Annotated in this window: 28 protein-coding genes and 1 other annotated feature; of the genes, 1 reads left to right on the forward strand and 27 read right to left on the reverse strand. The window is 43.4% G+C overall.

Features of this window, described 5'->3' with window-relative positions; all coding sequences use genetic code 11:
* Positions 1–320 precede the first annotated feature (320 nt).
* The 14 genes from ileS to typA all read right to left on the reverse strand — a co-directional run bounded on the left by ileS (position 321) and on the right by typA (position 15,475).
* The gene (ileS, locus tag BVE84_RS01735; RefSeq protein WP_076995362.1) at positions 321–3,119 is read right to left on the reverse strand and encodes an isoleucine--tRNA ligase; all 2,799 of its coding nucleotides are present in this window, start codon (positions 3,117–3,119) and stop codon (positions 321–323) included.
* Between the two features lie 12 nt (positions 3,120–3,131).
* Entirely contained in the window at positions 3,132–3,572 is a 441-nt protein-coding gene (locus tag BVE84_RS01740) for a GNAT family N-acetyltransferase (protein WP_076995363.1), read from the reverse strand.
* Between the two features lie 33 nt (positions 3,573–3,605).
* Positions 3,606–3,820 (reverse strand) — a binding site (T-box leader).
* Positions 3,819–4,523, reverse strand: a complete 705-nt coding sequence (locus BVE84_RS11000; RefSeq protein ID WP_076995364.1) for a DivIVA domain-containing protein — start codon at positions 4,521–4,523, stop codon at positions 3,819–3,821. It overlaps the preceding feature by 2 nt.
* Positions 4,524–4,529: 6 nt before the next feature.
* Positions 4,530–5,315, reverse strand: a complete 786-nt coding sequence (locus BVE84_RS11005; protein WP_076995365.1) for a YlmH family RNA-binding protein — start codon at positions 5,313–5,315, stop codon at positions 4,530–4,532.
* Positions 5,316–5,330: 15 nt separating this feature from the next.
* The gene (locus tag BVE84_RS01755) at positions 5,331–5,582 is read right to left on the reverse strand and encodes a YggT family protein (protein ID WP_076995366.1); all 252 of its coding nucleotides are present in this window, start codon (positions 5,580–5,582) and stop codon (positions 5,331–5,333) included.
* A gap of 4 nt (positions 5,583–5,586) precedes the next feature.
* The gene (locus BVE84_RS01760; RefSeq protein ID WP_076995367.1) at positions 5,587–6,120 is read right to left on the reverse strand and encodes a cell division protein SepF; all 534 of its coding nucleotides are present in this window, start codon (positions 6,118–6,120) and stop codon (positions 5,587–5,589) included.
* Between the two features lie 11 nt (positions 6,121–6,131).
* On the reverse strand, positions 6,132–6,803 hold the full coding sequence (locus BVE84_RS01765; RefSeq protein ID WP_076995368.1) for a YggS family pyridoxal phosphate-dependent enzyme: 672 nt from the start codon (positions 6,801–6,803) through the stop codon (positions 6,132–6,134).
* Between the two features lies 1 nt (position 6,804).
* Entirely contained in the window at positions 6,805–8,007 is a 1,203-nt protein-coding gene (gene ftsZ, locus BVE84_RS01770; protein ID WP_076995369.1) for a cell division protein FtsZ, read from the reverse strand.
* A 23-nt stretch (positions 8,008–8,030) separates the two neighbouring features.
* Positions 8,031–9,407, reverse strand: a complete 1,377-nt coding sequence (ftsA, locus tag BVE84_RS01775) for a cell division protein FtsA (RefSeq protein ID WP_076995370.1) — start codon at positions 9,405–9,407, stop codon at positions 8,031–8,033.
* Positions 9,408–9,559: 152 nt separating this feature from the next.
* On the reverse strand, positions 9,560–10,558 hold the full coding sequence (locus BVE84_RS01780; protein ID WP_076995371.1) for a cell division protein FtsQ/DivIB: 999 nt from the start codon (positions 10,556–10,558) through the stop codon (positions 9,560–9,562).
* 1 nt (position 10,559) lies between these two features.
* Positions 10,560–11,627, reverse strand: a complete 1,068-nt coding sequence (locus BVE84_RS01785; RefSeq protein ID WP_076995372.1) for a UDP-N-acetylglucosamine--N-acetylmuramyl-(pentapeptide) pyrophosphoryl-undecaprenol N-acetylglucosamine transferase — start codon at positions 11,625–11,627, stop codon at positions 10,560–10,562.
* Between the two features lie 3 nt (positions 11,628–11,630).
* The gene (gene murD / locus BVE84_RS01790) at positions 11,631–12,989 is read right to left on the reverse strand and encodes a UDP-N-acetylmuramoyl-L-alanine--D-glutamate ligase (protein ID WP_076995373.1); all 1,359 of its coding nucleotides are present in this window, start codon (positions 12,987–12,989) and stop codon (positions 11,631–11,633) included.
* Positions 12,990–13,335: 346 nt separating this feature from the next.
* Positions 13,336–13,620 carry a DUF3165 family protein gene (locus BVE84_RS01795; RefSeq protein ID WP_076995374.1) on the reverse strand — a complete coding sequence of 95 codons (285 nt, stop codon included), beginning with the start codon at positions 13,618–13,620 and terminating at the stop codon, positions 13,336–13,338.
* 4 nt (positions 13,621–13,624) lie between these two features.
* A complete protein-coding gene (gene typA / locus BVE84_RS01800; protein WP_076995375.1) occupies positions 13,625–15,475 on the reverse strand; it encodes a translational GTPase TypA in 1,851 nt (616 codons plus the stop codon).
* Between the two features lie 302 nt (positions 15,476–15,777).
* On the opposite strand from typA, the gene pepC reads away from it, so the two are divergent.
* Complete coding sequence (gene pepC, locus BVE84_RS01805; RefSeq protein WP_076995376.1) at positions 15,778–17,118, forward strand: aminopeptidase C; 1,341 nt, start codon at positions 15,778–15,780, stop codon at positions 17,116–17,118.
* A 118-nt stretch (positions 17,119–17,236) separates the two neighbouring features.
* Here the strand turns inward: pepC and BVE84_RS01810 are convergent, their stop codons facing one another.
* From BVE84_RS01810 to BVE84_RS01865, 13 genes are all read right to left on the reverse strand, one after another.
* Positions 17,237–17,776 carry a VanZ family protein gene (locus BVE84_RS01810; protein WP_076995377.1) on the reverse strand — a complete coding sequence of 180 codons (540 nt, stop codon included), beginning with the start codon at positions 17,774–17,776 and terminating at the stop codon, positions 17,237–17,239.
* The gene (gene rlmN, locus BVE84_RS01815) at positions 17,773–18,885 is read right to left on the reverse strand and encodes a dual-specificity RNA methyltransferase RlmN (RefSeq protein WP_076995378.1); all 1,113 of its coding nucleotides are present in this window, start codon (positions 18,883–18,885) and stop codon (positions 17,773–17,775) included. Before rlmN ends, BVE84_RS01810 begins: the two co-directional genes overlap by 4 nt.
* A gap of 7 nt (positions 18,886–18,892) precedes the next feature.
* Positions 18,893–19,435 carry a YutD family protein gene (locus BVE84_RS01820; RefSeq protein WP_076995379.1) on the reverse strand — a complete coding sequence of 181 codons (543 nt, stop codon included), beginning with the start codon at positions 19,433–19,435 and terminating at the stop codon, positions 18,893–18,895.
* 434 nt (positions 19,436–19,869) lie between these two features.
* Complete coding sequence (locus tag BVE84_RS01825; protein WP_076995380.1) at positions 19,870–20,919, reverse strand: SepM family pheromone-processing serine protease; 1,050 nt, start codon at positions 20,917–20,919, stop codon at positions 19,870–19,872.
* The gene (coaD, locus tag BVE84_RS01830) at positions 20,906–21,394 is read right to left on the reverse strand and encodes a pantetheine-phosphate adenylyltransferase (RefSeq protein WP_076995381.1); all 489 of its coding nucleotides are present in this window, start codon (positions 21,392–21,394) and stop codon (positions 20,906–20,908) included. The genes BVE84_RS01825 and coaD overlap by 14 nt, the downstream gene beginning before the upstream one ends.
* Positions 21,384–21,923 (reverse strand): 16S rRNA (guanine(966)-N(2))-methyltransferase RsmD, encoded by a 540-nt coding sequence (gene rsmD, locus BVE84_RS01835; RefSeq protein ID WP_076995382.1) that lies wholly within the window; start codon positions 21,921–21,923, stop codon positions 21,384–21,386. Before rsmD ends, coaD begins: the two co-directional genes overlap by 11 nt.
* A gap of 86 nt (positions 21,924–22,009) precedes the next feature.
* Positions 22,010–22,393 carry a rhodanese-like domain-containing protein gene (locus tag BVE84_RS01840; protein ID WP_076995383.1) on the reverse strand — a complete coding sequence of 128 codons (384 nt, stop codon included), beginning with the start codon at positions 22,391–22,393 and terminating at the stop codon, positions 22,010–22,012.
* Positions 22,394–22,396: 3 nt separating this feature from the next.
* Positions 22,397–22,609 (reverse strand): YqgQ family protein, encoded by a 213-nt coding sequence (locus BVE84_RS01845; protein WP_076995384.1) that lies wholly within the window; start codon positions 22,607–22,609, stop codon positions 22,397–22,399.
* 197 nt (positions 22,610–22,806) lie between these two features.
* Entirely contained in the window at positions 22,807–23,406 is a 600-nt protein-coding gene (locus BVE84_RS01850) for a response regulator transcription factor (protein ID WP_076995385.1), read from the reverse strand.
* Positions 23,387–23,836, reverse strand: coding sequence for a sensor histidine kinase (locus tag BVE84_RS10315; RefSeq protein ID WP_228062142.1), 450 nt, complete (start codon positions 23,834–23,836; stop codon positions 23,387–23,389). Before BVE84_RS10315 ends, BVE84_RS01850 begins: the two co-directional genes overlap by 20 nt.
* A gap of 12 nt (positions 23,837–23,848) precedes the next feature.
* Positions 23,849–24,376, reverse strand: coding sequence for a histidine kinase dimerization/phosphoacceptor domain-containing protein (locus BVE84_RS11085; RefSeq protein WP_244157387.1), 528 nt, complete (start codon positions 24,374–24,376; stop codon positions 23,849–23,851).
* 286 nt (positions 24,377–24,662) lie between these two features.
* Positions 24,663–25,223: an ABC transporter permease gene (locus BVE84_RS01860; RefSeq protein ID WP_228062144.1), complete on the reverse strand. Its 561-nt coding sequence runs from the start codon at positions 25,221–25,223 to the stop codon at positions 24,663–24,665.
* Positions 25,220–26,104 (reverse strand): ABC transporter ATP-binding protein, encoded by an 885-nt coding sequence (locus tag BVE84_RS01865; RefSeq protein ID WP_076995386.1) that lies wholly within the window; start codon positions 26,102–26,104, stop codon positions 25,220–25,222. The genes BVE84_RS01860 and BVE84_RS01865 overlap by 4 nt, the downstream gene beginning before the upstream one ends.
* Between the last annotated feature and the right edge of the window lie 433 nt (positions 26,105–26,537).

Consider the following 26,537-nt stretch of genomic DNA (forward strand, 5'->3'; position numbering starts at 1 on the left):
CTATAGTAAAGATATTTTGCTAGAGCCATTATCAAAAGCAAAACAAATCACAACGGTTATAGAAGGCGACCCATAATAGGTTTTACTGCAAATCAGATAGTTCTTATAGTTTGCTATTTTTTGATTTTTCATATTGGAGCGTAGAAGTCGACCAAGCATTATTGTGATTTTCAAAGACTATAAAAAAGACGACTGACGCTCTTTTATACAACTTTCATGGCAATTAGAACCACAAAAGAGAGAATCAAGCTGATTCTCCCTCTTATTATTGAATGATTATCTTCTACAGCTAACACGGAGCTGTTTTTTTATTTCCTATATTATTTTGACTCAAATCCTTCTGCTACCGCTTCGGGGAAGTTGGCTTCAAGGATGGAAGCACAGTGATCACAGACCGTTGCCAGATGGGGGTTGCGATTGCTTCCAACACTTGTATCGAGACGACGGCAACGCTCACAGACTTCACCTGCTGCCCGCTCAACGCCAAAAGCTACATTGTCAACAGTAAGGCTAGTTGCTGGTGCTTCTCCTTCTGCAATCGTCAAATTGGACACGATGAGGAGTTGGGCCACATCACTATTGATTGCCTCTAGCAAGGCTCTAGTCTCTTCGTTTGGATAAACCGTCAAATGAGCTTCCAAAGACTTACCGATGACTTTTGCTGTCCGCGCTTCTTCCAAGGCTTTCTGTGCCTTCGCGCGGAAATCCATAAATGCTGCCCACATTCCCAAGATATCTTCTTGGTGGTCAAAGGTTGCTACCTCTGGAAATTCCGTTAATTGGACAAAATCACCGGATTCATGTTCCAAGTAGGACCAGATTTCTTCTGCCGTATGCGGTAAGATAGGGGTCAATAGTTTCGTCAATTTGACTAAGATATCATAGAAAACCGTCTGCATCTGACGACGCTCAAGCGATTTCGCTCCTTCAATATAGACCACGTCCTTGGCAAAATCCAGGTAAAAGGCTGACAAGTCAACAGTTACAAAGTTCACAATCGTCTTATAAATATCCAAGAACTTGAAGTCTGCATAAGCCTCACGGATGCTAGCCACTACCTGATTAAAGCGAACCGTCATATATTGATCAACATCACGCAGGTCGTCATAAAGAACGGTATCTGCTGACGGTACAAAATCAGAGGTATTGGCAATCAAGAAACGAAGGGTATTTCTGATTTTCCGATAGGTTTCAGATACTTGATTCAAAATATCCATGGAAATTCGGACATCATTGCTGGTGTCGACACTCGTTACCCAAAGGCGCAAGATTTCTGCCCCAAATTGTTTTTCAACGTCGCTCGGTAAGATGGTATTGCCAAGAGACTTGGACATCTTCTCTCCCTTTCCATCCAAGGTAAAGCCTTGAGAGAGGATTTGCTTGTACGGTGCTACACCATTTGAAGCAACAGAGGTGATAAGAGAGGAGTTGAACCACCCACGATACTGGTCAGAGCCTTCCAAGTATAGGTCCGCAGGATAGTGCAAGTCCGCTCGAGTACGCAAGACACCATTCCATGATGAACCAGAATCAAACCAGACATCCATAATATCCGTTTCCTTGGTAAAGATACCATTTGGCGAACCAGGATGTGTAAATCCATCTGGCAATAAATCCTTAGCTTCTCGCTCCCACCAGATGATAGAGCCTGACTTCTCAAAGAGTTCTGCTACATGTTCAATCGTTTCTTCCGTCATAATAGGTGTTCCATCTTCGGCATAGAAGATTGGAAGAGGCACACCCCAGGCACGCTGGCGTGAGATGACCCAATCACCGCGGTCACGAATCATATTATAAAGACGCACTTTCCCCCACTCAGAGTGGAAAGTCACCTTTTCAATTTCATCTAAGATGTCCTGACGGAATTTTGAAACAGAGGCAAACCATTGTGGCACTGCCCTCCAGATGATTGGTTTTTTAGTCCGCCAGTCAAAAGGATAGGAGTGGGTGATTTCTTCTTGGGCAAGAAGCAAATCACCTAATTTTTCAACAACCGTTGGAACTACTTTTTCATAGAATTGTCCTTCAAAATCAGGACCTGTATTCTCTGTCATAATCCCGCGTTCATTGACCGTCACTGCAACCTCTAAACCGTACTTGATTCCCACATTGTAGTCGTCCTCACCAAATCCAGGTGCTGTATGGACAATTCCTGTCCCTGAATCAAGAGTAACATGCTCACCATTTAGAACCAATTCATCTTGATTCCTATCCCATGGGTGTTCTGTCACAATTCGATCCAATTCTTGCCCTTTATAGCTTGCAACTACTTGCGGATGCTCCCAACCAAAACGCTCTGCAAGGTTGTCCAATAATTCAGCTGCTACAACAAATTTGCGCTCATCATTCTCAGGCTTGACGACTACATATTCAAAGTCCGCACCCATGGTCAATCCACGAGAGGCAGTAATGGTAAACGGTGTGGTCGTCCAAACAACGATATAGGTATCTGTATCTAAGATTCCTTTCCCATCTTTGACACGGTTCGCATAGTAAAGAGAGGTAGACACCAAATCATGGTATTCGATTTCTGCTTCTGCAAGGGCTGACTCCGATGACCATGACCAATAAACAGGTTTTGCTCCACGATAGATATAGCCCTTTTTCGCCATTTCACCAAAGACACGGATTTGTGCGGCTTCATAGTCCGGTGTCAAGGTGATATAAGGATTGTCCCAATCACCAGACACGCCGAGACGTTTAAAGTCCTCCCGCTGTTTATCCACCTGACTAAGAGCATAGTCACGACACATCTTGAGATACTCAACCAAGTCCATTTCCTTGCGTTTTACGCCTTGTTTTGCCAATACCTGCTCGATGGGGAGACCATGCGTATCCCAACCGGGAACGTATGGTGCGTAAAAGCCCGACATTGACTTAGAACGTACGATGATGTCTTTTGAAATCTTATTCATCGCATGGCCAACATGGATATTACCATTGGCATATGGGGGTCCATCATGCAAAATAAACTGCGGTTTTCCTGCATTTAATGCTTGACGTTTTTGATAGAGTTTTGCCTCCTCCCATTCCTTTTGCCAGACAGGTTCTTTTGTTGGCAAGCCTGCACGCATTGGAAAAGCTGTTTTTCCAAGATTAAGGGTTTCTTTTAATTTCATAACGACTCCTTTTTAAATTTCTAATGTCATGACAATTTCATTGGTGGTTAGACCTGTCGATTGAAAGCCCAAACCTTCCAAAATCCCACGCATTTTGTGATTTCCGACCACATAGCTGGTGATTAGATGGCTACAGGCAGGGTCATCCTTTGCCCTTTGGATAATCCATTTCAAAGCCTCAGTGCCATAACCACGATTCTGATAGGCTTGATCAATCATTAAGCGCCAAATCAAATAGCTCTCCTTTTCTTCTTCTTTTAGCAGTAAAAGAAAACCGACTACTTGATTTCCTGCTAGAATGGCTAAGGGCTCCAGCTGCTCCTTTTTTCGATAGAGCCAAGCCTGAGCCAGCGAATAGAGGTTGGGAGCCAGACGGCGCTCATCCTTTTTCGCAACAGACAGCTGGATGACTGCTTCAAACGTTGTCTCATCTACTGGTTTTAAATGAATCATATTTCTTCTTTGTGACGATAAAAAACCTTCGTCAAAAAGGACGAAAGTTCGTGGTACCACCTTAGTTCAGATGGACACAATTCGCCCATCCCTCTTTTGCTCATTAACGGAAGCAACCGTTTCCCCCTACTGATTTCAGGGAAAAGTCAATAGAATGATAATGAGATAGCTAGGGAATGTAGGTCTTCCACCATCACCTACTCGCTAAAAATATGACTAGCTCATTCTGTTTCTATGATACTGTTCTTATTCTTCTATTCTTACTTCTTCTTGAAGCACCGCCTGTGCTGCTTCTTGCTCAAGGGCTTCTGCCTTCTGTACCAATTCAGCTACTTCTTCCGCTGACATTTGACGCGTTACATCCAGACTATCTTCAGACGTATCAACCGATTCAGCCAAGGCTTCTTCCAAGACCTCACGGAAGGCTTCATCACTGGTTTGTAGGTAAGAAGCAGTGGGACGTAAAATCTCTTCCCATTCAGGGGAATCAACCAGGGCTAGCTGGCTCTCAATCGTTGACTTGAGACGTTGATGGAATACACGAGTCTTATTCTTCAACTCCTCTGTCTCAACTGCCACCTTTTTCGCATTGTCCGTTGCAGTTCGCAAAATCTCGTTGGCCTTATCTTTCGATAGATTGAGTAGTGATTGACCGTCATATTCTGCTTGCTTGATAATAGTTGACGCCTGTTCTTTTGCTGCAATTTTTACTTTTTCAGCTGTATCTTGTGCCAAAATAACCGACTGACTGAGCGATTCTTTTAGCTCATCAAAGTAAGTAAGCCGATCTTTCAAGGATTTGATTTCCATCTCCTGCTCATGGTTTTTACGCACAAGCTCTTCATAATCATCTGTTACAATATCCAAAAATTCGTCTACTTCTTCTGGGTCATACCCTCTAAATTTAGTGCCAAATGTCTTATCTTTTAGCTCTAACGACGTAAGTACCATACTTCCCTACTTTCTAATAACTTCTATTTCTACTTTTACTTTACCATGTTTGGAATAGCCGATGATATCTCCGATACGAACCCGACCAAAACCTCTGACACTCACTAATTGTCCTTCTTTCAGGCTTTTTCCTACTTGCCTTACAGCAACATAATCAACCTTGACCTGCTTGGCTTCAATCAGTTGACAGGCCTTTGAACGCGCTATCCTAAAGACAGTCGCAACCAATTTATCCAGCCGTAGGCTTGAGACAAGGACCTGCTCATGGGTCGCATTCGTGAAGGGATCAATCACCACTGATTGGAAGGGATGTTCCTTAAAGTGAACAGGGGTTCGACCAATCTTTTCCACTTCGCTCATCAGAAGTGGCACAAAGCGCTGGTCTAACAGGACATAGGCCCGTCCTTCTTCCAAAAGAATATCACCAATGTACTGACGTTTCACTCCCAAGCGATTGAGCAGAGTCCCTAAGATCTGAGAATGAGTCAGTCTAGCATATTTTTGTGGATAGACAACCTCAACTAGGGATGTTTCAAAATCATCCTCCTGCAATTCATAGTAGTCGGGCGCAATAATACCACGTGAATATTCGGTAGTCATGAGACTACGACTAGTCCAGTATCTCAATCCGGAATACGCTACAATAGACTGTGCTATCTCATCCTGTCTAGGATTCAAAAAGGGAGTGAGTCGATAAGCGTAGGTCCTGTCTACCTGCCGACAAAGATCTATGACCTTTTCGATAAAGGCTTTCTCTTCTTTCGGAAAATGCTGGAATAGCTGCTGATCCATTTGATTCATATTCGATTAAAACAAGGAGACTAGGATTCTCGACAAAAGGTGAATCAAAAACAATACTAAAACAATGGTCCAATCCAGGCCTAAAAACTGCAACTTAAAGCGCTGAAAAGGGGCTAAAATCGGTCTGACAAGACTAATGAGCAGACGTCCTAGCCAACTATCGTAGGCATTGGGAATCCATGATAGAAAAGCATAGGCAACCAAGATATAAGAATAAATCTCTAATACTTTCAATAAGAAAAAAATAATAAGTGCCATAGTTCTACCGTTTCATATCAAAGTCAAAGGAGTTCTCTGATGCGTGGTGGGGAGCTGTTGAACGAAGTTCTTCCATATTGACCGTCACCTTTGCTGGTGTCAACAACCACATGGTACTAGACACCTTTTTTAGATTCCCTGAAAGGACTGAGCGGGCTCCATCTAAATAATCCAGACAACGACGAGCCTGTGTTTCAGACATGTGTTGGAAGTCAATCAAGATACTAGCATCATCAATTAACAGTTGCACAATTTCCGGTGCATCTTCATACCTCTTTGGATATTTAATATCAATCGTTGAATTGCCGGCAACTGCCTTCACAACTGGCTGTTCTTCTGCATACCTCGCTACTGGTTTTGCACTCGTTTGAGAGCGGGTAAACTTAGAACGTTCCATAGGTACTTCTACCTCATGTGCGGGTGTAGGAGCTACTCTCATCTTCGGTCCCTCGTTTTCTAATCCGTATGCGTCTTGCTCTCTCTCATCATCTATTTCAAAGTAGTTAATTATATTTTTAAATGTATCTTTAAAAGCCACGTTTCTCTTCCTTATTTAAAAAATGCCGTCCCGATACGGATAAAGGTTGCACCACAAGCAATAGCCTCTGTAAAGTCTCCACTCATTCCCATGCTGAGTTCCGTAAAGGGCATGTGGGGGAGCTTGCGAGCAGCCAATCGCTCCTGCAGTGCTTTTGCTTCCGAAAAGATGCTCATCAGTTCTGCATGACTCGCCTCAAAAGGAGCCATCGTCATCAGACCAACAACTTCCACCTTGTCAAGAGAAAGTAACTCCTCTAGGACAGCCTCCAATTCTTCTATTAGAAAGCCATGCTTGCTTGCTTCTTTAGAAATATTCACTTGAAGGAAGCATTTTATCTTCTTTTCTGCACGTTTTTGGATTTCCTGTGCCAATTTAACCGAGTCTAAGGCATGAAAGTAATCGACATAGTTAATCACATCTTTTACTTTTCTTCTTTGTAAACTTCCAATCAGGTGCCAGGTTAGGGGAATCCCTGATAAGGCACGATATTTATCCAAAAATACATCTACCCGATTTTCGCCAATGTGCTGAACCCCTGTAGCTACCAAGTCCTTAGTAATAGAGCTGTCAACATACTTGGTGACAGCTATTACATTAACGAACTCTTGAGAACGATCTGCAGCTTTCTTGGCTCGCTCAATAGCGGCAAATACAGCATCTTTATTCTGTTGTAAATCCATCTTATCGGTTTCTAAAGAATGGCGGAGTATCTAACTCATCATCATCTTCATCCATCGCAAACTTCTCAACTGAAACAGCTGAGTGATTAGCATTTTCAGTCGGACGAAGAAGATTTTCGCGGCGCAAGTCCCATTCACCAAAGGCTGAAGCCTTTGAAGATGGTGCTTCTGCTGGCGCTGTTGATTGGGGTACAGGGCGACCGATTGGCGCATAGTCCACACGTTGACGTGCTGGTTTCTCCCCAGTTTCTTGACGTACACCCGTTGCGACAACTGTCACACGGATTTCGTCTTTCATAGTTTCATCAATAGAAGTTCCAAGCCAAATGTTGACCCCTTGACCGGCTGCCTGATGAACAATTTCAGATGCTTCTTCTGCTTCTGTCAATGTCATATCGTAACCTCCTGTTACGTTGACGATAACATCGTTAGCACCATCAATCGTTGTTTCAAGAAGTGGTGAATAGATAGCCTTACGGGCAGCTTCTACAACACGCTCTTCTCCTGAGCCAATCCCAATTCCCATGAGGGCATTTCCCTTGTTTTCCATCACAGTCTTGACATCAGCAAAGTCCAAGTTAATCAAACCAGGATTGGTAATCAAATCAGTAATTCCTTGCACACCTTGACGAAGGACATTATCTGCTTCACTAAGAGCTTCTAAGAGCGGTGTTTTCTTGTCTACGATTTCAAGTAGGTTGTTGTTTGAGATAATTAACAAGGTATCGACTTGTTCACGAAGACCTTCGATGCCTTCAATCGCAAAATTACCACGCTTGTTACCTTCAAAGCCAAATGGACGAGTAACAACTGCTACTGTCAAGGCTCCCAAACCTTTTGCGATACGGGCAATGACTGGAGCAGCACCTGTTCCAGATCCGCCACCCATACCTGCTGTAATGAAAACCATATCTGCACCGGTCAATACATTTGTAAGAGCCTCTTCGCTTTCTTCAGCTGCCTTGCGACCAACCTCAGGTTGACCTCCAGCACCAAGTCCGCGAGTCAATTTTGGACCTAATTGAATAACCGTTTCAGCCTTAGAACTACTAAGCGCTTGAACATCTGTATTAGCGGCGATAAATTCAACACCAGAAACGCCTTCTTCAATCATGCGGTTAATAGCGTTTCCGCCACCACCACCAACACCAATAACTTTAATGACAGCACCATGGGCCGCTGCTGCTTCAAATGAAAATGTCATAGTCTTATCACCTTTTTCTTTTCTTATTCAAACATGCTTCCAAACAAACCACGGATGCGATCTGTGATTTTCACTTTTGGTTCGTCCCCTTCTGCCTCAGCGTAAGAAGTATACGGTCTCTCCTCAACTGGTTCGGGAGCAACTTCCGTTGGAACTTCTGTTAGAACTGGCTGGATTGTAGGACGAACTCTCGGTGTATCAAATGGAATATCAACTGGTTTTTGTCTAAGAGTTGCCTCACCATTCACAGCTGATTGGGCAATCATTTCAACTTCATCTAAGCTACCGACATACTCGACCAAGCTAATCACCTGGGCAAAGGCTGGATTGCGGATACCAATTTGATTCGGTACATATAATTTTGTATTCACCCCAAAAATTTCTTGGGCAAGTTCGGTAATACCAGGTAGTACCGCTACTCCACCAACCAAGACGATTCCTCCAGGCAAATCCAAGGCCCGCGTCCGCTCTAGGTCTTGCTTCACGCGAGCGAAAATCTGGCGCAGCCGAGCAGAGATTACTTCTGACAAGTAGCGCTCGGTCACTTCAACAGGAGCGGACTCTCCAATTACCTCCACCATGAATTTTTCTCGCTCGCTCGCTTCTTGTGGATAGGCAATGCCGTAATTGAATTTCAAATTTTCAGCAATGCTTTGAGAGGTGGTCAGTACCTTGGAAATATCTTTGGTGATATAGTCGCCACCTTCTTGATAAATGTTCGTATACTGCAACTCCTGACCGCGCATCACTGCAACGGTGGTTTGACCACCACCGAGGTCAATGACGATGGCACCGAATTCTTTTTCACCTTCATTGAGAACTGAACGAGTAAGTGAGAGCGGAGAAATGACAACATTTTCTACTTGAACGCCTGCACGCTCAACTGTCTTACGTAAGTTATGTAAGATGGTACGTGGTCCTGTATAAAGCATTCCACGCATTTCCAAACGAATCCCCATCATACCGCGAGGGTCTTTGATACCTTGGAAACCATCTACCACAAACTCTTCTGGTATGAAGGAAATGACCTCCCGTTCCGGCGTCATGCTCTTTGTCAGCGCTGATTTAACAACATTTTGCACATCTAGGTCTGTGATTTCCTGCGAATCTGTTGTCACTGGAATCATGCCTTGGGTAGGCTCGATTTGAAGGAGATTTGCTGGCAAACCAACATTTACCTTATCGATTCGAATGCCAGCCTTTTCCTCTGCTTGTGCAATCGCTGTTTTTATCGCATTTGCCGCCACATCAATATTGACAATGATTCCATCTTTTACACCTGAGCTTTTAACATTGCTCACGCCAATTACATTCATTTCGCCTTCTACGTACTCTGCAACCAAGACTTTAACGGAGCTTGTACCGATATCTAATCCCGTAAAAAAGCCATTTCTAGCCATCCTGTCAGTCCTCTCTTACTTCTCAAAACGTTTTAAGAATTTTTCGTTCAATGTTTTAAATATAGTTATTCACCCTCCATTATACCATACAATATTAAAAAATGGTGATAGAAATACCTTTTTTCTATGATTTTTTCTATTTGCTATTTTTTCTATTTTGCATAGCTAAAGGCACCGACTTCCATATCTACAATGCTAGGAACCAAAAGTTGCTTGGCTATCTTAGGGTAATAGGGAAGTTTTGTATCTATCTCACTGAGAGGAAGCAGTAAGGTATGCCCATCATGCATGGTCATTGTCACTAAATCAGCTGTCACCTTACTCGGGGTCAACTCGATGCTCTCAATATTGCTGAGTGTCCCTGTGTCAATGGTTGCTAATTGTAGCGCAAGTTCCTTAACCAAATCTTTATCCGCAATATTGATAAGGGTGTAGCGTTCGGGCAAGGCTTCACTGGCAACTGCAGTTTCTGAGATATTTCCGCTGGATAAGACCAAACGATAGCTATCCTTTTCTTTCAAATAACCTACCTCAGCAAACTCTTCCACTTGGATTGTAAAACGATTCGGAAACTGGAAGCTAATCTTATCTGCCTTGACGATGTTGCTACTGTTTTTAATATTGGCCTCAATCGTCTTGGCTTGTAGAAGGGTTGTCAAAGCATAATCTTTTTCAGAAATGTTGCTGTAAGTAAGAACGGTTGCGGTATCGAGACGTTGATTGCCAACAACTTCAATCCGCTTTTCTTTGCTCAAGGGGCTAATGAAATAGATGGCAAGCAGACTACCAAGTAGGGCAGCGACAATGACTGGACTTGCTTTTAACAGGGCCTTACGTGGAAACGCAGGAGGCGCAGGAGATTGCTTTGAATCACTTTCTAAAGAAGGAGCAGGAAGTTCGCTATCTGTCTTTTGCGCTCTTTTTTCTACCTTTGTAGGCTTAGAAGGACGGGAAGGGGCTGTTGATTGGTCCTCTTTTTCTGCTCCAAGCTCTTTTTGGCTCTCCAAATAAGCCTGATGCCGTTCTTTCCATTGAGAAAGAAAATCACTTTCTTCCTCGCTTTCGGTCTCAGGAACCTGGTCTTCTACCTGGTTTTCCACTTCTTCAAGCGCTGCCTGTTTGAGGTCTTCCAAAGAGTCTTTTTCCGCCATTTTACGCCCTTCTCTCTATGTCTGATTTCAATAATTGATAAAAATGATCAATCGTTTGAATCTCTGTTGAATGCGCCATTCGTTCACTATATTTTTCTCTATTATCCAGCAGCTGCTCCACTGCAACCAGTAAATTTTCAAGAGTGAACTTGCTTTCATCCAACTGTTTTGCGTAGCCCTTTTCTTCAAAGTAACGGGCATTTTCCAACTGATCTCCGCGACTAGCTTGACGGCTTAAAGGGACAATCAAATGTAGTTTTTGCATGGCGACCAATTCAAAAATCGTATTTGACCCACCCCGAGTGATGACCACGTCAGCCTCTTCCATCAAAGGTTGGTACAGGTCTGTCACATAGTCCACTCGGTACAATCTCGACGATAACTGATTGAGACTGGCATCCCCTGTCAGATTGATGATATTAAAGCGCTCAGTCAGAGCAACCTGATGCTGGCTAATCAAATCATTGAAAACCTTGGCGCCCCCGGATCCACCCACAAAAAGAAGCGTCGGAAGCCCTTCATCGAATTGGCTAAGAATTTCGGGGAGTTGAATAGGGGTCACATTCTTAGCAGGGGAAACCTTGGTCACAGCCCCCACATGTTTAACCTTATCTAAGCTAGCAGCCTGCTCAAAGGTACTATACATGGTTGTTGCAAATCTGTAGGCAATCTTATTGGCCAGCCCCATGGATAAGTCCGACTCATGGATAAAGACGGGAATACCAAGCAGGCGCGAGGCAATCACTGGTGGGACCGAAACGAAGCCCCCCTTTGAAAAGAGAGCCTGTGGACGAACCCTCACTAAAATGACAGTTGATTGGATAATCCCCCAGACCACCTTAAAAACATCCAGAACATTCTGCAAGGAAAAATAGCGACGCAATTTCCCTGTTGCAATCCCATGAAAATGAACATCTAATCCTGATTGAAGGATTTGCTGATACTCTATTCCCTTTGCATCACCGATGTAGTGTACCTCCCATCCATCCTTTAGGAATCGCGGAATCAACAGGAGGTTCAGGGTCACATGACCAGCCGTTCCTCCTCCTGTAAAGACTATTTTTTTCATATGCTATTTATTTCCCTTCAATTCCTCAATGGTATTGAGAAAACTATCGCCACGCACTTCAAAATTCGCATACCTATCCCAGCTAGCATTGGCAGGACTAAGTAGAACAGTATCTCCTGCTACCGCTAACTGATAGGCCTTTCGAGTCGCATCCGCCACATCTTGAGCCTCTATATAAGCAACCCCTGCTTGTTCAGCCGCGCGCTTGAGACGGGGAGCAGATTCTCCCATGATGATCATGTGCTTTAAGCCCACCAAATCTGGTACTAATTCATCAAATTCATTACCACGATCAAGTCCCCCTGCAATCAAAATAACTCGGGCATTCTCAAAACCAGACAGGGCTTTTTGGGTCGCTAAAATGTTGGTAGACTTACTATCGTTATAGAAGGTCACTCCCTCGACTTGACCTGCATACTGCAGGCGGTGCTTGACTCCTCCAAAGGCTGAGAGAGCTTCTTTAATCGCTTGATGATGAACTCCCACCGTCCTAGCGACCGCAATCGTAGCAAGGGCATTTTCAACATTGTGACTACCTGGTACACCGATTTCACTGGCAGCCATCACTCGCTCTCCCTTAAAGTAGAGTTGTCCGTAGGAAAGATAGGCTCCATCAACAACTTTATGGGTTGAAATAGGTAACACTTGAGCCCGGGTCTGCTCAGCTAGCGTTCCTGCAATTTCCTGGTCCATATTAAGAATGACAACATCATCTTCTGTCATCTGTTCTTGAATCCGCCACTTGGCTGCTACATAGTCCTCAAATGAACCATGGTAGTCAATATGGGTCGGAATTAGATTGGTCATCACTGCGATGCGAGGATGAAAGGCCTCTATTCCCATCAGTTGGAAAGAGGACAATTCCATGACCAATATATCATCTGCTCCTGCATTCTGAGCGACTGATGACGCGGGAAAACCAATATTCCCACAGAGTTTAGCTGACTGTTGCCCTCGATTGAGAACCTCAGCAATCATCGTCGTAGTGGTTGTCTTACCATTTGAGCCAGTGATGCCGATAATGGGGGCTTCAGAAACAAGGTAAGCCAACTCCACCTCAGTCCAGACAGGAATCCCCTTCTCCAGCGCCCTTTCTACCATCGGATTGTCATAGCGAATCCCTGGATTTTTCACAAGCAGGGCAAAATCTTCATCCAACAGTTCCAAGGGATGTTCACCACAAATGACACGGATTCCCGCTTCTAAAAGAGTCTGGGCTGTGGGATTGTCTTCAAATGGCTTACCATCATTGACGGTCACAATGGCTCCTAATGTATCCAATAAACGTGCTGCCGCCTCACCAGACTTAGCCAGTCCTAGGACTAGGACTTTTTTATTTTCAAATCGTTTTATCTGTTTCATGTTCATACCATACTTTCTACACCTAGCCTACCTATTTTACCTTGAATACGCTCCTTTTTCAAGTGAAAGAAAAAGAAAAAAGGGAGGCGACACTCTCTGGGCCTCCCCCTATTTTCCCCTGTATCCTTTTCGTTTTGATGTGATGAAGCATTCAGTTTTCATAGATTGCCCCCTTTGCTCGCCTTGGATAACTTCCGTTATGCCTGTGACTCGGCGCCTAACGCCAAGTACAAAATGAAAGACTATAGACTGGAGGCCTTCGTCATTCAAAACAGCTGAACGACTGAATCGCTAGACACCAAGTTGAGGATACTTCCCCAAAGGTTAAACCGTAGACCACTGATACCTAGCGGTAGCGATACGGTCTTCTTCTTGAAGTTACGTGTGTTTTCTCTGCTTTATCCAAGAAATAAATATCACGCATAGCCCATAATCCCACCATAACCATTCCAGCAACGAGCCACATTTCTGGCGGAGATTGCAGTATTCTCAAAAAACCGAGTAACAGAGTAATCAAGAGTCCGACAACGACAAACACTGCTGCTACTACATTCATGGTCCCCTTGATATTGCTCGGAGCTACAAAAATGTAGAATAGTACCAACATAATGGCAAGAATCAGATAGAACATAAACTTAGCCCTCTTCAGCTGCTAATTTTTTCTTCTTGGCAGCTTTATCGCGCTCAGCCTTATTTAAAATTTGCTTGCGCAAGCGAATCGATTCAGGTGTTACTTCCATATATTCGTCATCATTCAAGAACTCAAGCGATTCTTCCAAGGTCAAGATACGCGGTGTTTTAATGACAGCTGTTTGATCCTTGGTCGCTGAGCGGACATTCGTCATGGCTTTAGCTGTCGTGATATTGACCGTCAAGTCGTTTTCACGAGAGTTTTCCCCGATAATCATCCCTTCGTAAACTTCCGTACCAGGATTGACAAAAATGGTACCACGTTCTTCGATACGCATGATAGAGTAGGTGGTGGCCTTTCCTGCATCGATAGAGACTAAGGCCCCGCGATGACGGCCACCGATTTCACCTGGAACTACCGGAAGGTATTGATCAAAGGTATGGTTCATGATGCCATATCCTCTGGTCATGGACAGAAACTCTGTGGAGTAGCCAATCAAACCACGAGCCGGAACGAGAAATACCAAACGAGTTTGACCATTTCCTGTCGCCTGCATATCGAGCATCTCGCCCTTGCGCTCAGACAGGCTCTGGATAACAGCTCCTTGATATTCTTCTGGAGTATCGATTTGCACGCGTTCAAACGGCTCCATTTTCACACCATCTATATCCTTGACGATAACCTCTGGGCGTGATACCTGTAGTTCATATCCTTCACGACGCATGGTTTCAATCAAGATAGATAAATGCAATTCACCGCGACCTGATACAATCCATTTATCCGGTGAATCAGTCGCATCAACACGAAGTGATACATCTGTCTGCAGCTCGGCTAACAGACGCTCTTCAACCTTCCGTGAGGTAATCCATTTCCCTTCACGACCTGCAAACGGAGAATTGTTGACAAGGAAGGTCATTTGAAGGGTCGGCTCATCGATCCGTAGGACAGGTAGAGGCTCAACAGTATCTGTAGGAGTCACTGTCTCTCCAACGAAGATGTCCTCCATACCCGAAACGGCAATGAGATCCCCTGCTCTTGCCTCTTGGATTTCCTTCCGTTCCAGCCCAAAGAAACCAAAGAGCTTGGTCACGCGGAAGTTTTTCGTCGTACCATCCAGCTTAGAAAGAGTAACCTGGTCACCAACTTTGACCGTCCCACGAAAGACGCGACCAATCCCAATACGCCCGACAAAGTCATTGTAGTCCAACAGTGATACTTGAAACTGCAATGGCTCGTCTGAGTTGTCTACTGGAGCAGGAATATGCTCAATAATCGTATCAAAAATCGGTGCCATTGTCTCTTCTTGTTCTGCCGGATTGTCAGAAAGAGAGGACGTACCATTGATGGCAGAAGCATACACTACTGGAAATTCCAACTGGTCATCATCTGCTCCCAATTCTATAAAGAGTTCCAATACCTCATCCACCACTTCTGCTGGTCGAGCAGAGGGCTTATCAATTTTATTGACGACAACAATCGGTGTCAGGTTCTGCTCCAGCGCCTTTTTCAATACAAAGCGCGTCTGCGGCATAGTCCCTTCATAAGCATCGACGACAAGGACAACCCCGTCTACCATTTTCATGATTCGCTCTACTTCTCCACCAAAGTCCGCATGCCCAGGTGTGTCCATGATGTTGATGCGCGTTCCGTTATAAGCAACCGCGGTGTTTTTGGCAAGAATGGTAATCCCGCGTTCTTTTTCAATATCATTAGAATCCATTGCACGCTCACCCAACTGCGTCCGCTCATCCAGTGTTTGGGATTGTTTTAACAATTCATCAACCAAGGTCGTTTTCCCATGGTCAACGTGAGCAATGATGGCAATGTTTCGGATATCAGTTCTTAAATTATTCATATCTGCCTCTACTTTGTTTAGTTTAACTAAAAAAGTATATCACAGATTTCCATAAAAAGCACTTATCATCTGATTGTAAATGTTTTCTTAACTGTTGAGAAAGGAGACTAAAAAGTAAAACCATTGTGTTGTAGCTATTAAAAATCCATTGTCGGGAAAAGATGTATCCCACCACATTTCCTACTAGGCTGGTCAATAAAAGAATCCTGTCCTTCAAATAAGTCAGTTGACCTCTCTTCAAGTCTGCGCTTGAAGATTTTCTAAAAAGGGCTATAATAGGGCTTATAGAAAAGGAGAACTCTATGAACTCATTACATCAATCATTAACCGACCGGTTCTTTGCCGACTATGAAGCGAACCATCACCTTTCAGCTATGGAAAATACACTGACCCACAATGGTATCTATGCCTCTCTTGAGAAACGCAGTAGCAGTGTGGAAAACAGCCCTGTCTTTTCCATCGATTTGACCAAAGACAAGGTCAGCAACCAGAAAGCCTCTGGCCGTTGCTGGATGTTTGCAGCCCTCAATACCTTCCGACACAAAATGATTGCCGGCTTCCAATTAGAAGAATTTGAACTCTCCCAAGCCCATACCTTCTTCTGGGATAAGTACGAAAAATCCAACTGGTTCTTGGAACAAATACTTGCTACTGCCGATCAAGAATTAACCAGCCGTAAGGTCAAATTTCTCTTAGATGTTCCCCAGCAAGATGGGGGTCAATGGGACATGGTCGTATCCCTCTTTGAAAAATATGGTGTGGTTCCTAAGTCTGTCTATCCGGAGTCCATCTCATCTAGTAACAGTCGTGAACTCAATACTGTATTGAATAAATTGCTCCGTCAAGATGCACAGATTTTACGTGAATTAGTCGCTCAAGGAACAAGACCTGAAACAATCCAAGCCAAAAAAGAAGAGCTCCTCCAAGAAATCTTTAATTTCCTTGCCACATCACTCGGCTTGCCACCACGTACCTTTGATTTTACCTACCGTGACAAGGACAACCGCTATCACAGTGAACGTAACTTGACCCCACAAGCCTTCTACAAAAAATATGTTGACATCCAGTTGGAAGACTATGTGTCCATCATCAATGCACCAACTGCTGATAAGCCTTACGGCAAATCTTATACTGTGGAAATGCTAGGAAATGTTGTCGGAAGCCGACCTGTGCGCTACCTCAATGTGGAAATGGATCGCTTGAAAGCACTAGCTATCGCCCAGATGCAGGCAGGAGAGACCGTCTGGTTTGGCTCTGATGTCGGCCAATCTAGCAATCGCAAAACAGGCATCATGGTAGACGGCATGTACGACTTTCGCTCTAGCCTAAACATTGACCTCCATCAAGATAAGGCAGGACGTCTGGATTACAGTGAAAGTTTGATGACCCATGCCATGGTCTTGGTCGGTGTGGATCTGGATAAAAACGGACAGCCGCTTAAATGGAAGGTTGAAAATTCCTGGGGAGATAAGGTCGGAGATAAGGGCTATTTTGTCGCAAGCGATAGTTGGATGGACGAATATACCTATCAAATCGTTATTCGTAAGGACTTCTTGACAGAAGAAGAACTCGCAGCCTATCATGCCGAACCAACAGTCCTCGCACCGTGGGATCCTATGGGTGCCTTAGCAAATCAAGGATAACGAGCGATAGCATTCTGACAGGATGTTGATTTGCATTGAATATCCGCTACCAAAGTATCCTATTGATGTTCAAAAACACAAAAGTCTTAAAACCACGCTCCTTCTGTAGGTATTGGTTTTAAGACTTTTTTACTGTATAAACTTCTTTTTTTAAGAAGGCTTTCCTCCACATACGATAGGTGAGATATGCCAGTATCCCTCCTAGCGTATTGGTCCATAGGTCATCCACTTCAAAAACACGTCCTGCATCAAAGAGAAAATCTAGCAGGAGCTGGGTACATTCGATAAATAGGCTCATTAAAAAGCTGTAACGGACCACTGCTTGAAAGTTCTGCCACTTTTTAAAAAGAAATACAAAAGCTAAGACAAGGGGATAGAGCAGAAAAATATTTGTCAGATTTTGAAGCAAGACCAGCCACCAATCCTCCAAGCTGTCAAGTTGATGAGCATTGACAAAACTATTAAAAGGGATAGGAAGGAAGTGGAGTCTACCAATTTGGACAATCCCTGGCGTTGAAACCGTCTTATACCGAGGATAGATGCCCTGTGGTAGAAAGCACATGCAACAGATGGCAAGGGCATAGATTTGCGCCAAAAATAGGGTGAGCGTCCGACCCAATCGAGTTAAGTCGCCATTCCTTTTAAAGAGGTGTCTCATGCCTTGATACCTGCTTTAGCCTTGGCTGCTGCAATCCGAGCACGCGCTGAGTCCCTGTCTTTTTTCATAGTATTAGAGCGCAACTGGCCACAGGCTGCATCAATATCCGTACCATGTTCTTGACGTACTACACAGTTAACACCATTTTTCTTGAGACGATCATAAAAAGCAGCCACACGCTCTGGTGTAGAGCGGCTATACTGGTCATGCTCGCTCACAGGATTGTATGGAATCAGATTGACGTAAGAGAGCTTGCGAATCGTCTTGGTCAAATCTGCCAATTCTTGGGCCTGCTCCACGCCATCATTGACTTCATTCAACATGATGTACTCAAAGGTGACGCGCCGGTTGGTTGTTTCGATATAATCTTCAATCGCCTCAAATAGGACCTCGATTGGAAACTTCCGATTGATACGCATGATGCTAGAACGAATGTCATTATTCGGTGCATGGAGCGAAATGGCCAAGTTAACCTGCACACCTTCCCTAGCAAATTCACGAATCTTTGGTGCCAAGCCTGAAGTTGATACGGTGATATGGCGAGCCCCGATAGCCATTCCTTTGTCATCATTTACAGTCCGTAGGAAATTGAGGACATTCTCATAGTTATCAAACGGTTCTCCGATTCCCATGACCACAATGTGGCTGACACGCTCTCCCTGATTCCGATCATCAAAATACTTTTGAACGAGCATAATCTGTGCCATAATTTCGCCACTATTCAAATCCCGTTGCTTGCGAATCAAGCCAGAAGCACAGAAGGTGCAACCTATATTACAGCCAACTTGAGTCGTCACACAGACAGATAAGCCATAGTGTTGTCGCATCAAGACCGTTTCAATTAACATGCCATCAGGCAATTCAAACAGGTACTTGACTGTCCCGTCTTTTGACTCCTGGACAATGCGTTGCTTCAGAGGATTGATCACAAAGTGCTCGTTCAGTTTGGCTATCAACTCCCTAGAGAGATTGGTCATTTCTTCAAAGCTCTGGACACGCTTACGATAGAGCCACTCCCAAATCTGGGTTGCACGGAATTTCTTTTCATTCTGCTTTAATGCCCAGTCTATCAAATCAGCACGACTGAGGCTATAAATGGATGGTTTCATAGGTCTCCTACTTCTGGCGAATCACGAAGCCTTGTTTGCTTTCATGTGATTCACGCTGGTTCTTTTTCTTACTTTGTTTTTTACTGCGCTCTAGCTTATTTTGCTTCTGTGAACGCTGACTACTTTTTTCTTTTACGGTAAAGGCGTGCTGTGTTCTACGGTTGTTACGGCTACGACGTTTCCGACTTGGGCGCTCCTCCACTTCGACAACTGGTTCCTGTGGTCTAGCATTTCCTAATATAAAGTAGGCGCAACCAAAGTTACAAAACTCTGTCAAATAATCATCCAAGCGACTAATTTTCAAATCAGGCTTCACTGCCTTCTCATCCCTGTAAAAGCCTTTCAAACGGAGTTGGTCATTGCCCCAATCTCCCACGATGTAATCAAATTTCAACATAAGGGAAGAAAAGCGTTGGCCAAAAGCATCTCGGTAGTCTTCTAAGAGGTCTAATTCAATATTTTCTGCTACAACCTTGTCTCCAACACGGGCAAAACTAGGCCCAGGAAATTTATTATAATTATACAATTCAGGTGCAATTTCCTTTTTCATGCCTCCTCCTTCTCTCTTTTTCTAGTAACCCTATCATTATAACACGATTCAGCACCATATTGATAGGGCAAAGAGTTTTAAATAGAAATTTCAGAATATTCTCATCTGATAGGTAGCATCAAAAACGTTATGGCGGGCGTAAAGATAAAGAAAATGCCTGTCTCCCATTTCCTAGCTACAGACATTTTTCAGATAATACTCTTTAAAAATCAAATGGAAGGGGCGAGGTTAAGCAGGTATTCTTTGAACACTGCGACAACCTCCTATTTTCATTCAGTTTTTAACGGCTTCACATCTTGGTGTAATTGAGTTCAGCCTAAAACCTCGGAAAAAAGATAGGCTTTCTTGTGTTCATCGAACATTGCGGCAGCCTCCTATTTTTCATTCGGTTTTTAACGGCTTCACATCTTAAAGGAGACTATCCAGACCTCCCCTTATTGATCCTTGGTTTTCTTCAGATAGTCAATAGCTTCTTGAACATGGGTCACAGGGACAACTTCTATATCCAATTTATTCTTTTTAACAGCTTCTACTGCTTCTTCATAATTGGTTTTAGCATCTGGTTTTTGCTTCAAAATCTCTTTATCAACAGGGTTGTTCGGTACAAAGAAAATACTAGCCCCTGCTTTTGCAGCAGATAAAACTTTCTTATCTGCCCCGCCGATATCACCGACTGAACCATCTCTCTCAATCGTTCCAGTCCCTGCAATCATGCGACCATCCCGCAAATCAGGATCTGCCAACTGAGTATAGATGGCTAAGGTAAACATCAATCCTGCACTCGGTCCCCCTATATTACCTGTCTGAAAATCAATCTGCTCACTACTTTTCACCTCTGTGTGATCAACAAGACCAATCCCAATCCCATTTTTTCCATTTGCTAGCTTGATAATTTTTCCATCTGCTGTCTTAGTTTGACCAGCACTCAGATAGCCGACCTTGACATCACTTCCAAGTTGCAAGCTGCTGACGTATTCTATCAGTTCCGGTGAACTCTGGAAGGTCTTGCCGTTAACACTCACGACCGTATCTGCGATATTCAAGATGTGCTTAAAGGTCGAATCCTCTGTTATATTGAGGACATACACTCCAAAAAACTCTAACGATGTCTCCTTCTTTGCCAAAGTCAATCCTTGGTATTTGGCCATATTTTGCGAAGTCTCCATGTAAAATTGACTAATGCGGTAAAATTCTTCCGTATCAGCACCTCCAGCCAATTCCTCCTTGGAAATAATATCCGATCGAGAATCAAATGCAGCAAGCAAGAGCTGAACAGCTGTTGCTGGTCTAACTTGTATATAGACAAAATTATAGGAGCCTGCTTTATCATCTTCTTTGTTGTTCACCGTCAATACTGTACGAACATCTGATGCCCCACCAGGACTTTCGATATAGTAGGGAAGAGGGAAGAGAAAGGCCGTCCACAATAGGAAAGTCGATACAATCATCGAGAATATTAAGAGTACTTTTTTATTTTTTTTCATTCTTCATCAATTCCTTGCTAATGTTTTTTGGTACATAGGAGCTAATATCTTGGTTAAAATACAATAACTCCCGTATTTGACTCGAAGAGACAAATTTATACTCCGGCTTTGCTAGGAGATAAATTGTCTCAATCTTTGGAGCTAATGCTCGGTTGTAAAAATCAAAACTAGATTCATACTCCAAATCCAGTCCATTGCGCAACCCGCGCACCAGATATCTTGCACCGATTTTCTGCGCAACGTCGACAACCAGCTCGTCTTGTGCAACTAATACCTTGACTGTCGGCATTTCAGCAAGGGCTTCTTCTATCAAGCGCTTCCGCTGCTCACTCCCAAAAAGCCCTTGCTTATGCGGATTGACAAAAACGCCTACATAAAGGGTATCAAATAGCTGACTGGCTCGTTGAATCAAGTCCAAGTGTCCATTTGTAAGCGGATCAAATGACCCTGTAAACAGTCCAATTTTATCTGACATAGACAACTACCTTACTTATTCCATAGATTTTTTCTTTCCAAATTCCCAAATCTGCGACTTCTTCTGGGAGACTCACCCGCTTATCCACTTCACAAACCACCATGACTTCTTCTGCCAGTAGCTGTTTCTGGCACAGCTCTGTGATAGTCTCCACAATCGTCTCCTCGGCATAAGGTGGATCCAAAAAGACTAGGTCAAATGGGCCTTGCAGCAGCTGCAGGGCTTGCTTAGCTTCCATTGGTAAGAGTTGAAACTTACTGGCCTGCTTAGTCATGGCAATATTTTCTCGGATAACTGCCTGCGCTTGTCTATCCCGCTCTACTAAAGTAGCCTGCGCCATGCCACGCGAAACAGCTTCAATGGATAGTCCACCACTTCCTGCAAATAAATCTAAAACGTGTCCTCCATGAAAGTAAGGACCAATCATATTAAACATGGCGCCGCGAACCTTGTCGGATGTCGGACGCGTCGTCTTTCCTGCCACGGTTTTGAGCGGTCTCCCACCATAATCTCCAGAAATAATTCTCATAGTCCTTATTATAGCATACTTACCGCTCATTTAATCTGTAAAAAATATAGAAAAAGAGCATTCCTGCTCTCTTCATTTGCTATCCTCTAGCCTATTTTCACTTTTCCATCCCAGCCATTTAGACCATAACTTAGAATGTAGATGTCATTGTAGCCGCTTTTTTTCAATAGAAAAGCTGCCTGCATGACCAGTTGACCACGATCATTTTCATAGATTAAAACAGGTCTGTCTTTTCGCAGCGCCGCCAGGCTTTGCTTCAACTGCTGAGAGGGGATATTGCGGGCCCCCATAATATGTTTTTTTCGATATTCTGTTGGTTCACGCAAATCAACCAGCTGACCGCCGTGGATTTTTTCTGCAAACACATGATTCTCCACTACCTTTGCCGCCCGACGCAAACGCCAATAATTGAAGGCCATCCAAGCTCCTAATACGATTACAAACAATAACACAACATAAAGTGTTGACATATACTACTCCTTTTTCTCTTGATAATCTAATTCCAAACGATGCTCCCGTTTTAACACCAACTCAGCTTCCATATAATCTAGACGTTCGATCAATCCTGCGTCATAAACCCGACGAAGCTCAATCTGCATCATCTCAATATCATATAGACGATTGCCCATATAGATAATGATTCCAAATTGCTTTAATAACTGTTGCACATCATAAAGTTTCTCCATAGAAAAAGTGTAGCAAATCTCAGGCAATATTGCAATAGATGAAAAGAGCAGCGGACCTATCTCTCACCTCTCCTGTCACAAACCCAAGCCCTAACTACTGTGAAAGAAAGAGTTCTAACCTTTAACAGTCTACTAGACTGTATTTGGGGAAAAACTACGCTTTCCCTATTTCCAACCTTTAACAGTCTGCTAGACTGTTAAAGCCATCCATTTTCTTTGGCGATGTTGGTTGCTTCTGTGCGGTTTTCAGCGTTGAGTTTACTAAGGATAGTAGACATGTAATTACGGACCGTTCCGTTTGAAAGGTACATTTGAGCAGCAATCTCCTTGTTAGACAAGCCTTGAGCGACCTTTTGAAGGATGAGTTGCTCCTGATGGGTCAGGGGATTTTTCAGGATGAAAAAGCTCTCCATTAGTTCGGGTGAGTACTCCTTTTGCCCCTGAAGCACACGACCAATAGTTTCCATCAGTTCGGAAATGCTACGCTCTTTTAAGACATAGGCATCTACATCTGATTGGAGGGCGCGTTCAAAATAACCAGGCCGTCTGAAGGTCGTCACCATGATTACTTTCATACTTGGGAGAGCCTCTTTCACCCATTCAAGGACATCAAGACCTGTCATTTCAGGCATTTCGACATCTAAAATTGCCACCTCCACCTGTTCTTTTTGTAAAATAGCCTGTGCCTCTAAACCATTCTTAGCGGGAAAAACTTGGCCCACTCCGTCCTGCAATCCCAACAGTTGGCAAAGTGCATCACGCAGCATGCTTTGGTCCTCAGCGACTAGTATGTTCATCTTTTTCTCCTTTTGGAATCAGCAACTGAATCTGCGTTGGTTGATAGTCCGAAACGATTTCTACTCTACCCTGATAGCGAATCAAACGATCACGAATGGAGTGTAGTTCTTCTCCCGTCACCTGCTCAAAACCAACTCCATCATCTTCTACAAAAACCTGAATCCAGCCATCTTTTTCAGTCAATTCAATACGACAAGTTCTCGCTTTACTATGCTTGATAAGATTGTTGCACAGTTCTCGCAAGGCCATGGTTAGAGTAGCCTCTTGCTCTCTGTTAAGCGCTACTTCTTCCTTCTCAATACTGAGGGAAATCCCTGCTAATTCTAACATATTGCTGATAATCCGTAACTCTTCCTCAAGACTATGAGCCTTCAAGGCTTGAACGATTTGTCGCACTTCCTGCATGGAATGTTTAGCAATGTCGTGCAAGTCTTGGACTTCTTATCTAGCTTTTTGATACGAACCACGATCCATCAGGGTCAATGCCAACTCACTCTTGACACTCATCATAGCAAAAACATGCCCTAGGGTATCGTGCAAATCCTGCCCAATCCGATTGCGTTCATTTTCAGCCAAGAGTAGATTGATTGAAATGTTCTTGTCCATCAATTCCTTTTCAATCTCGGCTCTCTTAAGCGATTGCTTCATCGAATACATCATACCAAGGCAGATGATGTCCATGGTCAAGAGAAAAATTTGTGTAGGTAAATCTCCATACACCAAAATAGGGTATACAGTCGACAGTAGGACCAAATAAAAAGTACAATATCGAAAACTCGCTAGCTTGTCTGTCTGAAAACGCCATGTTAAGAGATTTGATAAGAAAAAGCAGAACATGGAACTTATAGGATTCCCCATAAAAGTGACTACGATGATATAAAGACAAAGATAGGACCAGCAAATACCTAACCACAAGGGGTGCTCCATTATCACCAGACTGATATAGCCCAGCGCAAACATCACTGTCATGGGAAAGAGATACAATGGATAGAAGCCACTTAACGAGGAATACAGAGGAAAAACCAGGTACAACAAAGACACGTAGTACATCGTGTGGACTTGTTTGAGTCTGTTGAATAGATTCACTTTATCTCACTTCCTGTTTCTTTTTTAACACTAAGGCTAGACCTGCTACTATTATAGTATAAAACAAGACCACGAGTAAAGAGTGAAATTGTAGACGCCCCTGATTGACATAAGCAAGTACTAGTTGATTCGCATAGTAAGACGGTGTGAGATGAGCTAGCGACTGCATCTAGCTTGGCAGGGTTTCATACGGCATCCAGCTGCCACCAAAAATCGCCAAGATAAAATAAAGAATATTTGCAACAACACTCATCGTCTGCCTACTATTAAGCACGGTGAGGGCTAAACCGATGGCTAAGTACACTACACTACTTACTAGAAGTAAAAGGGCTGACACCAACCACTGTGCTACCGTCATGTGCACATCTCGTAAGACTGCTCCAACTACAAAATTGATAACAATCGAAATCATGAAGGAAGCAAAAACATTCAACACCTTCGCAAGATAATACTGGGTAAGCGGAAGGGGCGAATGCTGGATCTGCAAGAGCCAGCGACTATGTACATCCTCCGCCAACATCATTGGAAAACTAAATAGCCCGAAACTACTCATGCTAAAAGCCGTCATGGTCAACAGATAGTTCCTCATCAGTAGACTTGTATCGCCATAAGAAGCATCAAACATGGATGAAAACAAGAGGAAAAAGATTACCGGCATACCAATTCCCATGATAAATCCGAATACATTTCGTTTGATGAAAAGATATTCAATCCTTACTAAAGCCTTCATTTTTCTTCCTCCTTTGTCGTATCAAATAGGGTATTGAGCAAGGTTTTATTGACCATTTCAATCTCTATCAACGGACAGTTCATCTCTTGAAGTGCTTGAAAGACTGCCTCTACTTCTCTCGTCATAAAACATAGTCGATCGTGGCTTACTTCAATGCCATAAATATTCTTCCATGTTTCCACAATAGCTTGATACGTTTTCGGGACTATAAATTGTTTTTCCTGTTCTTCCGAACGCATTTGAAAAGGTGTCGTATCCCGCAATAGACGCCCCTGATGCAAGACTAAAATCCGATCAGCAGTATGCTCTACTTCCTCAATGTAATGAGAAGAATAGACAATCGTTACACCACTTTCTTTTAAGGTCTGTACAATCTTCCAAAAACGCTGGCGGGTTGAAGTATCCATCGCAGTTGTTGGCTCATCCAAGAAAAGGAGAGACGGGCGACCGATCAAAGCGAGTACAAAGGACAACAAACGTTTCTGACCACCAGATAATTTTTCTACCAGCTGATGTTTCTGTTCTGAAGAAAAGCAAAGTAAGTCATCCACTTCCTGATTCGACAGGGAATGAGGGTAAATTTCTTGGAAAAAAGCAATTAGTTCCTTAACCCTGAGACGCGCAGGTGCTGCATTTTCCTGTGGTAAAATCCCAATCAGCTGCTTCAAACTTGCGTCTGTAACCGGACGTCCTTGAATAGAGATACTCCCATCCGTAACAAGCCAGTCCCCCAGTAAACAAGACATCAGACTTGTCTTTCCAGCCCCATTTGGTCCTATCAAGGCAACACACTCCCCCTTATCAATATCAAAGGAGATATTCTCTAAAATCCTTTTTCCTTTCATTACTTTGGAAATCTGTTTCACTTCCAGCATGCTCATATATCATCCTCCTTAGTGTTCATCATAGCCTTTCCGTTTTAAGGTTTAAAGAATCGGATACTCAATGAAAATCAACATCAGACTAACTTTCACCATTAAGAATTGTGAAAGGGAAAATAGAATTATACTTGAAGCCGAAGGTAGTCTGGCTTTTCTCAATAGTTCCAATCGAGCTTTTCACTCATCAAGATACGAGAGCGTTTGACACGAATTGCACTCGTTCTATTTTCAACCTTCTACAGTCTATCCCTATCATGTTGATTTTCAAAGAGTAGGAATAGCTAGCTACACCATCAGTATAATCTTTTCTACTTTTCCTCACCAGATAGATTTGTCAATACAGTGGATGACAAATGTCACACGGTGGCAGGTCTGCCAAAAAAACAGCGCCTACTGGCACCGGTTACAACAGTCTCTAAGTTAGATGATTGAG

Origin of the sequence: Streptococcus azizii (genome assembly GCF_001984715.1) — a bacterium.
Taxonomy (GTDB): domain Bacteria; phylum Bacillota; class Bacilli; order Lactobacillales; family Streptococcaceae; genus Streptococcus; species Streptococcus azizii.

What these genes read in the sequence shown, in the direction of transcription:
- ileS (WP_076995362.1), bottom strand. Translation starts at nt 3,119, where the DNA reads ATGAAATTAAAAGAAACCCTTAATCTTGGAAAAACAGCTTTTCCAATG.
- BVE84_RS01740 (WP_076995363.1), bottom strand. Translation starts at nt 3,572, where the DNA reads ATGATTCATTTAAAACCAGTAGATGAGACAACGTTTGAAGCAGTCATC.
- BVE84_RS11000 (WP_076995364.1), bottom strand. Translation starts at nt 4,523, where the DNA reads ATGGTACTTACGTCGTTAGAGCTAAAAGATAAGACATTTGGCACTAAA.
- BVE84_RS11005 (WP_076995365.1), bottom strand. Translation starts at nt 5,315, where the DNA reads ATGGATCAGCAGCTATTCCAGCATTTTCCGAAAGAAGAGAAAGCCTTT.
- BVE84_RS01755 (WP_076995366.1), bottom strand. Translation starts at nt 5,582, where the DNA reads ATGGCACTTATTATTTTTTTCTTATTGAAAGTATTAGAGATTTATTCT.
- BVE84_RS01765 (WP_076995368.1), bottom strand. Translation starts at nt 6,803, where the DNA reads ATGGATTTACAACAGAATAAAGATGCTGTATTTGCCGCTATTGAGCGA.
- ftsZ (WP_076995369.1), bottom strand. Translation starts at nt 8,007, where the DNA reads ATGACATTTTCATTTGAAGCAGCAGCGGCCCATGGTGCTGTCATTAAA.
- ftsA (WP_076995370.1), bottom strand. Translation starts at nt 9,407, where the DNA reads ATGGCTAGAAATGGCTTTTTTACGGGATTAGATATCGGTACAAGCTCC.
- BVE84_RS01780 (WP_076995371.1), bottom strand. Translation starts at nt 10,558, where the DNA reads ATGGCGGAAAAAGACTCTTTGGAAGACCTCAAACAGGCAGCGCTTGAA.
- BVE84_RS01785 (WP_076995372.1), bottom strand. Translation starts at nt 11,627, where the DNA reads ATGAAAAAAATAGTCTTTACAGGAGGAGGAACGGCTGGTCATGTGACC.
- murD (WP_076995373.1), bottom strand. Translation starts at nt 12,989, where the DNA reads ATGAAACAGATAAAACGATTTGAAAATAAAAAAGTCCTAGTCCTAGGA.
- BVE84_RS01795 (WP_076995374.1), bottom strand. Translation starts at nt 13,620, where the DNA reads ATGTTCTATCTGATTCTTGCCATTATGTTGGTACTATTCTACATTTTT.
- typA (WP_076995375.1), bottom strand. Translation starts at nt 15,475, where the DNA reads ATGAATAATTTAAGAACTGATATCCGAAACATTGCCATCATTGCTCAC.
- pepC (WP_076995376.1), top strand. Translation starts at nt 15,778, where the DNA reads ATGAACTCATTACATCAATCATTAACCGACCGGTTCTTTGCCGACTAT.
- BVE84_RS01810 (WP_076995377.1), bottom strand. Translation starts at nt 17,776, where the DNA reads ATGAGACACCTCTTTAAAAGGAATGGCGACTTAACTCGATTGGGTCGG.
- rlmN (WP_076995378.1), bottom strand. Translation starts at nt 18,885, where the DNA reads ATGAAACCATCCATTTATAGCCTCAGTCGTGCTGATTTGATAGACTGG.
- BVE84_RS01820 (WP_076995379.1), bottom strand. Translation starts at nt 19,435, where the DNA reads ATGAAAAAGGAAATTGCACCTGAATTGTATAATTATAATAAATTTCCT.
- BVE84_RS01825 (WP_076995380.1), bottom strand. Translation starts at nt 20,919, where the DNA reads ATGAAAAAAAATAAAAAAGTACTCTTAATATTCTCGATGATTGTATCG.
- coaD (WP_076995381.1), bottom strand. Translation starts at nt 21,394, where the DNA reads ATGTCAGATAAAATTGGACTGTTTACAGGGTCATTTGATCCGCTTACA.
- rsmD (WP_076995382.1), bottom strand. Translation starts at nt 21,923, where the DNA reads ATGAGAATTATTTCTGGAGATTATGGTGGGAGACCGCTCAAAACCGTG.
- BVE84_RS01840 (WP_076995383.1), bottom strand. Translation starts at nt 22,393, where the DNA reads ATGTCAACACTTTATGTTGTGTTATTGTTTGTAATCGTATTAGGAGCT.
- BVE84_RS01845 (WP_076995384.1), bottom strand. Translation starts at nt 22,609, where the DNA reads ATGGAGAAACTTTATGATGTGCAACAGTTATTAAAGCAATTTGGAATC.
- BVE84_RS01850 (WP_076995385.1), bottom strand. Translation starts at nt 23,406, where the DNA reads ATGAACATACTAGTCGCTGAGGACCAAAGCATGCTGCGTGATGCACTT.
- BVE84_RS11085 (WP_244157387.1), bottom strand. Translation starts at nt 24,376, where the DNA reads ATGACAGTGATGTTTGCGCTGGGCTATATCAGTCTGGTGATAATGGAG.
- BVE84_RS01860 (WP_228062144.1), bottom strand. Translation starts at nt 25,223, where the DNA reads ATGAAGGCTTTAGTAAGGATTGAATATCTTTTCATCAAACGAAATGTA.
- BVE84_RS01865 (WP_076995386.1), bottom strand. Translation starts at nt 26,104, where the DNA reads ATGAGCATGCTGGAAGTGAAACAGATTTCCAAAGTAATGAAAGGAAAA.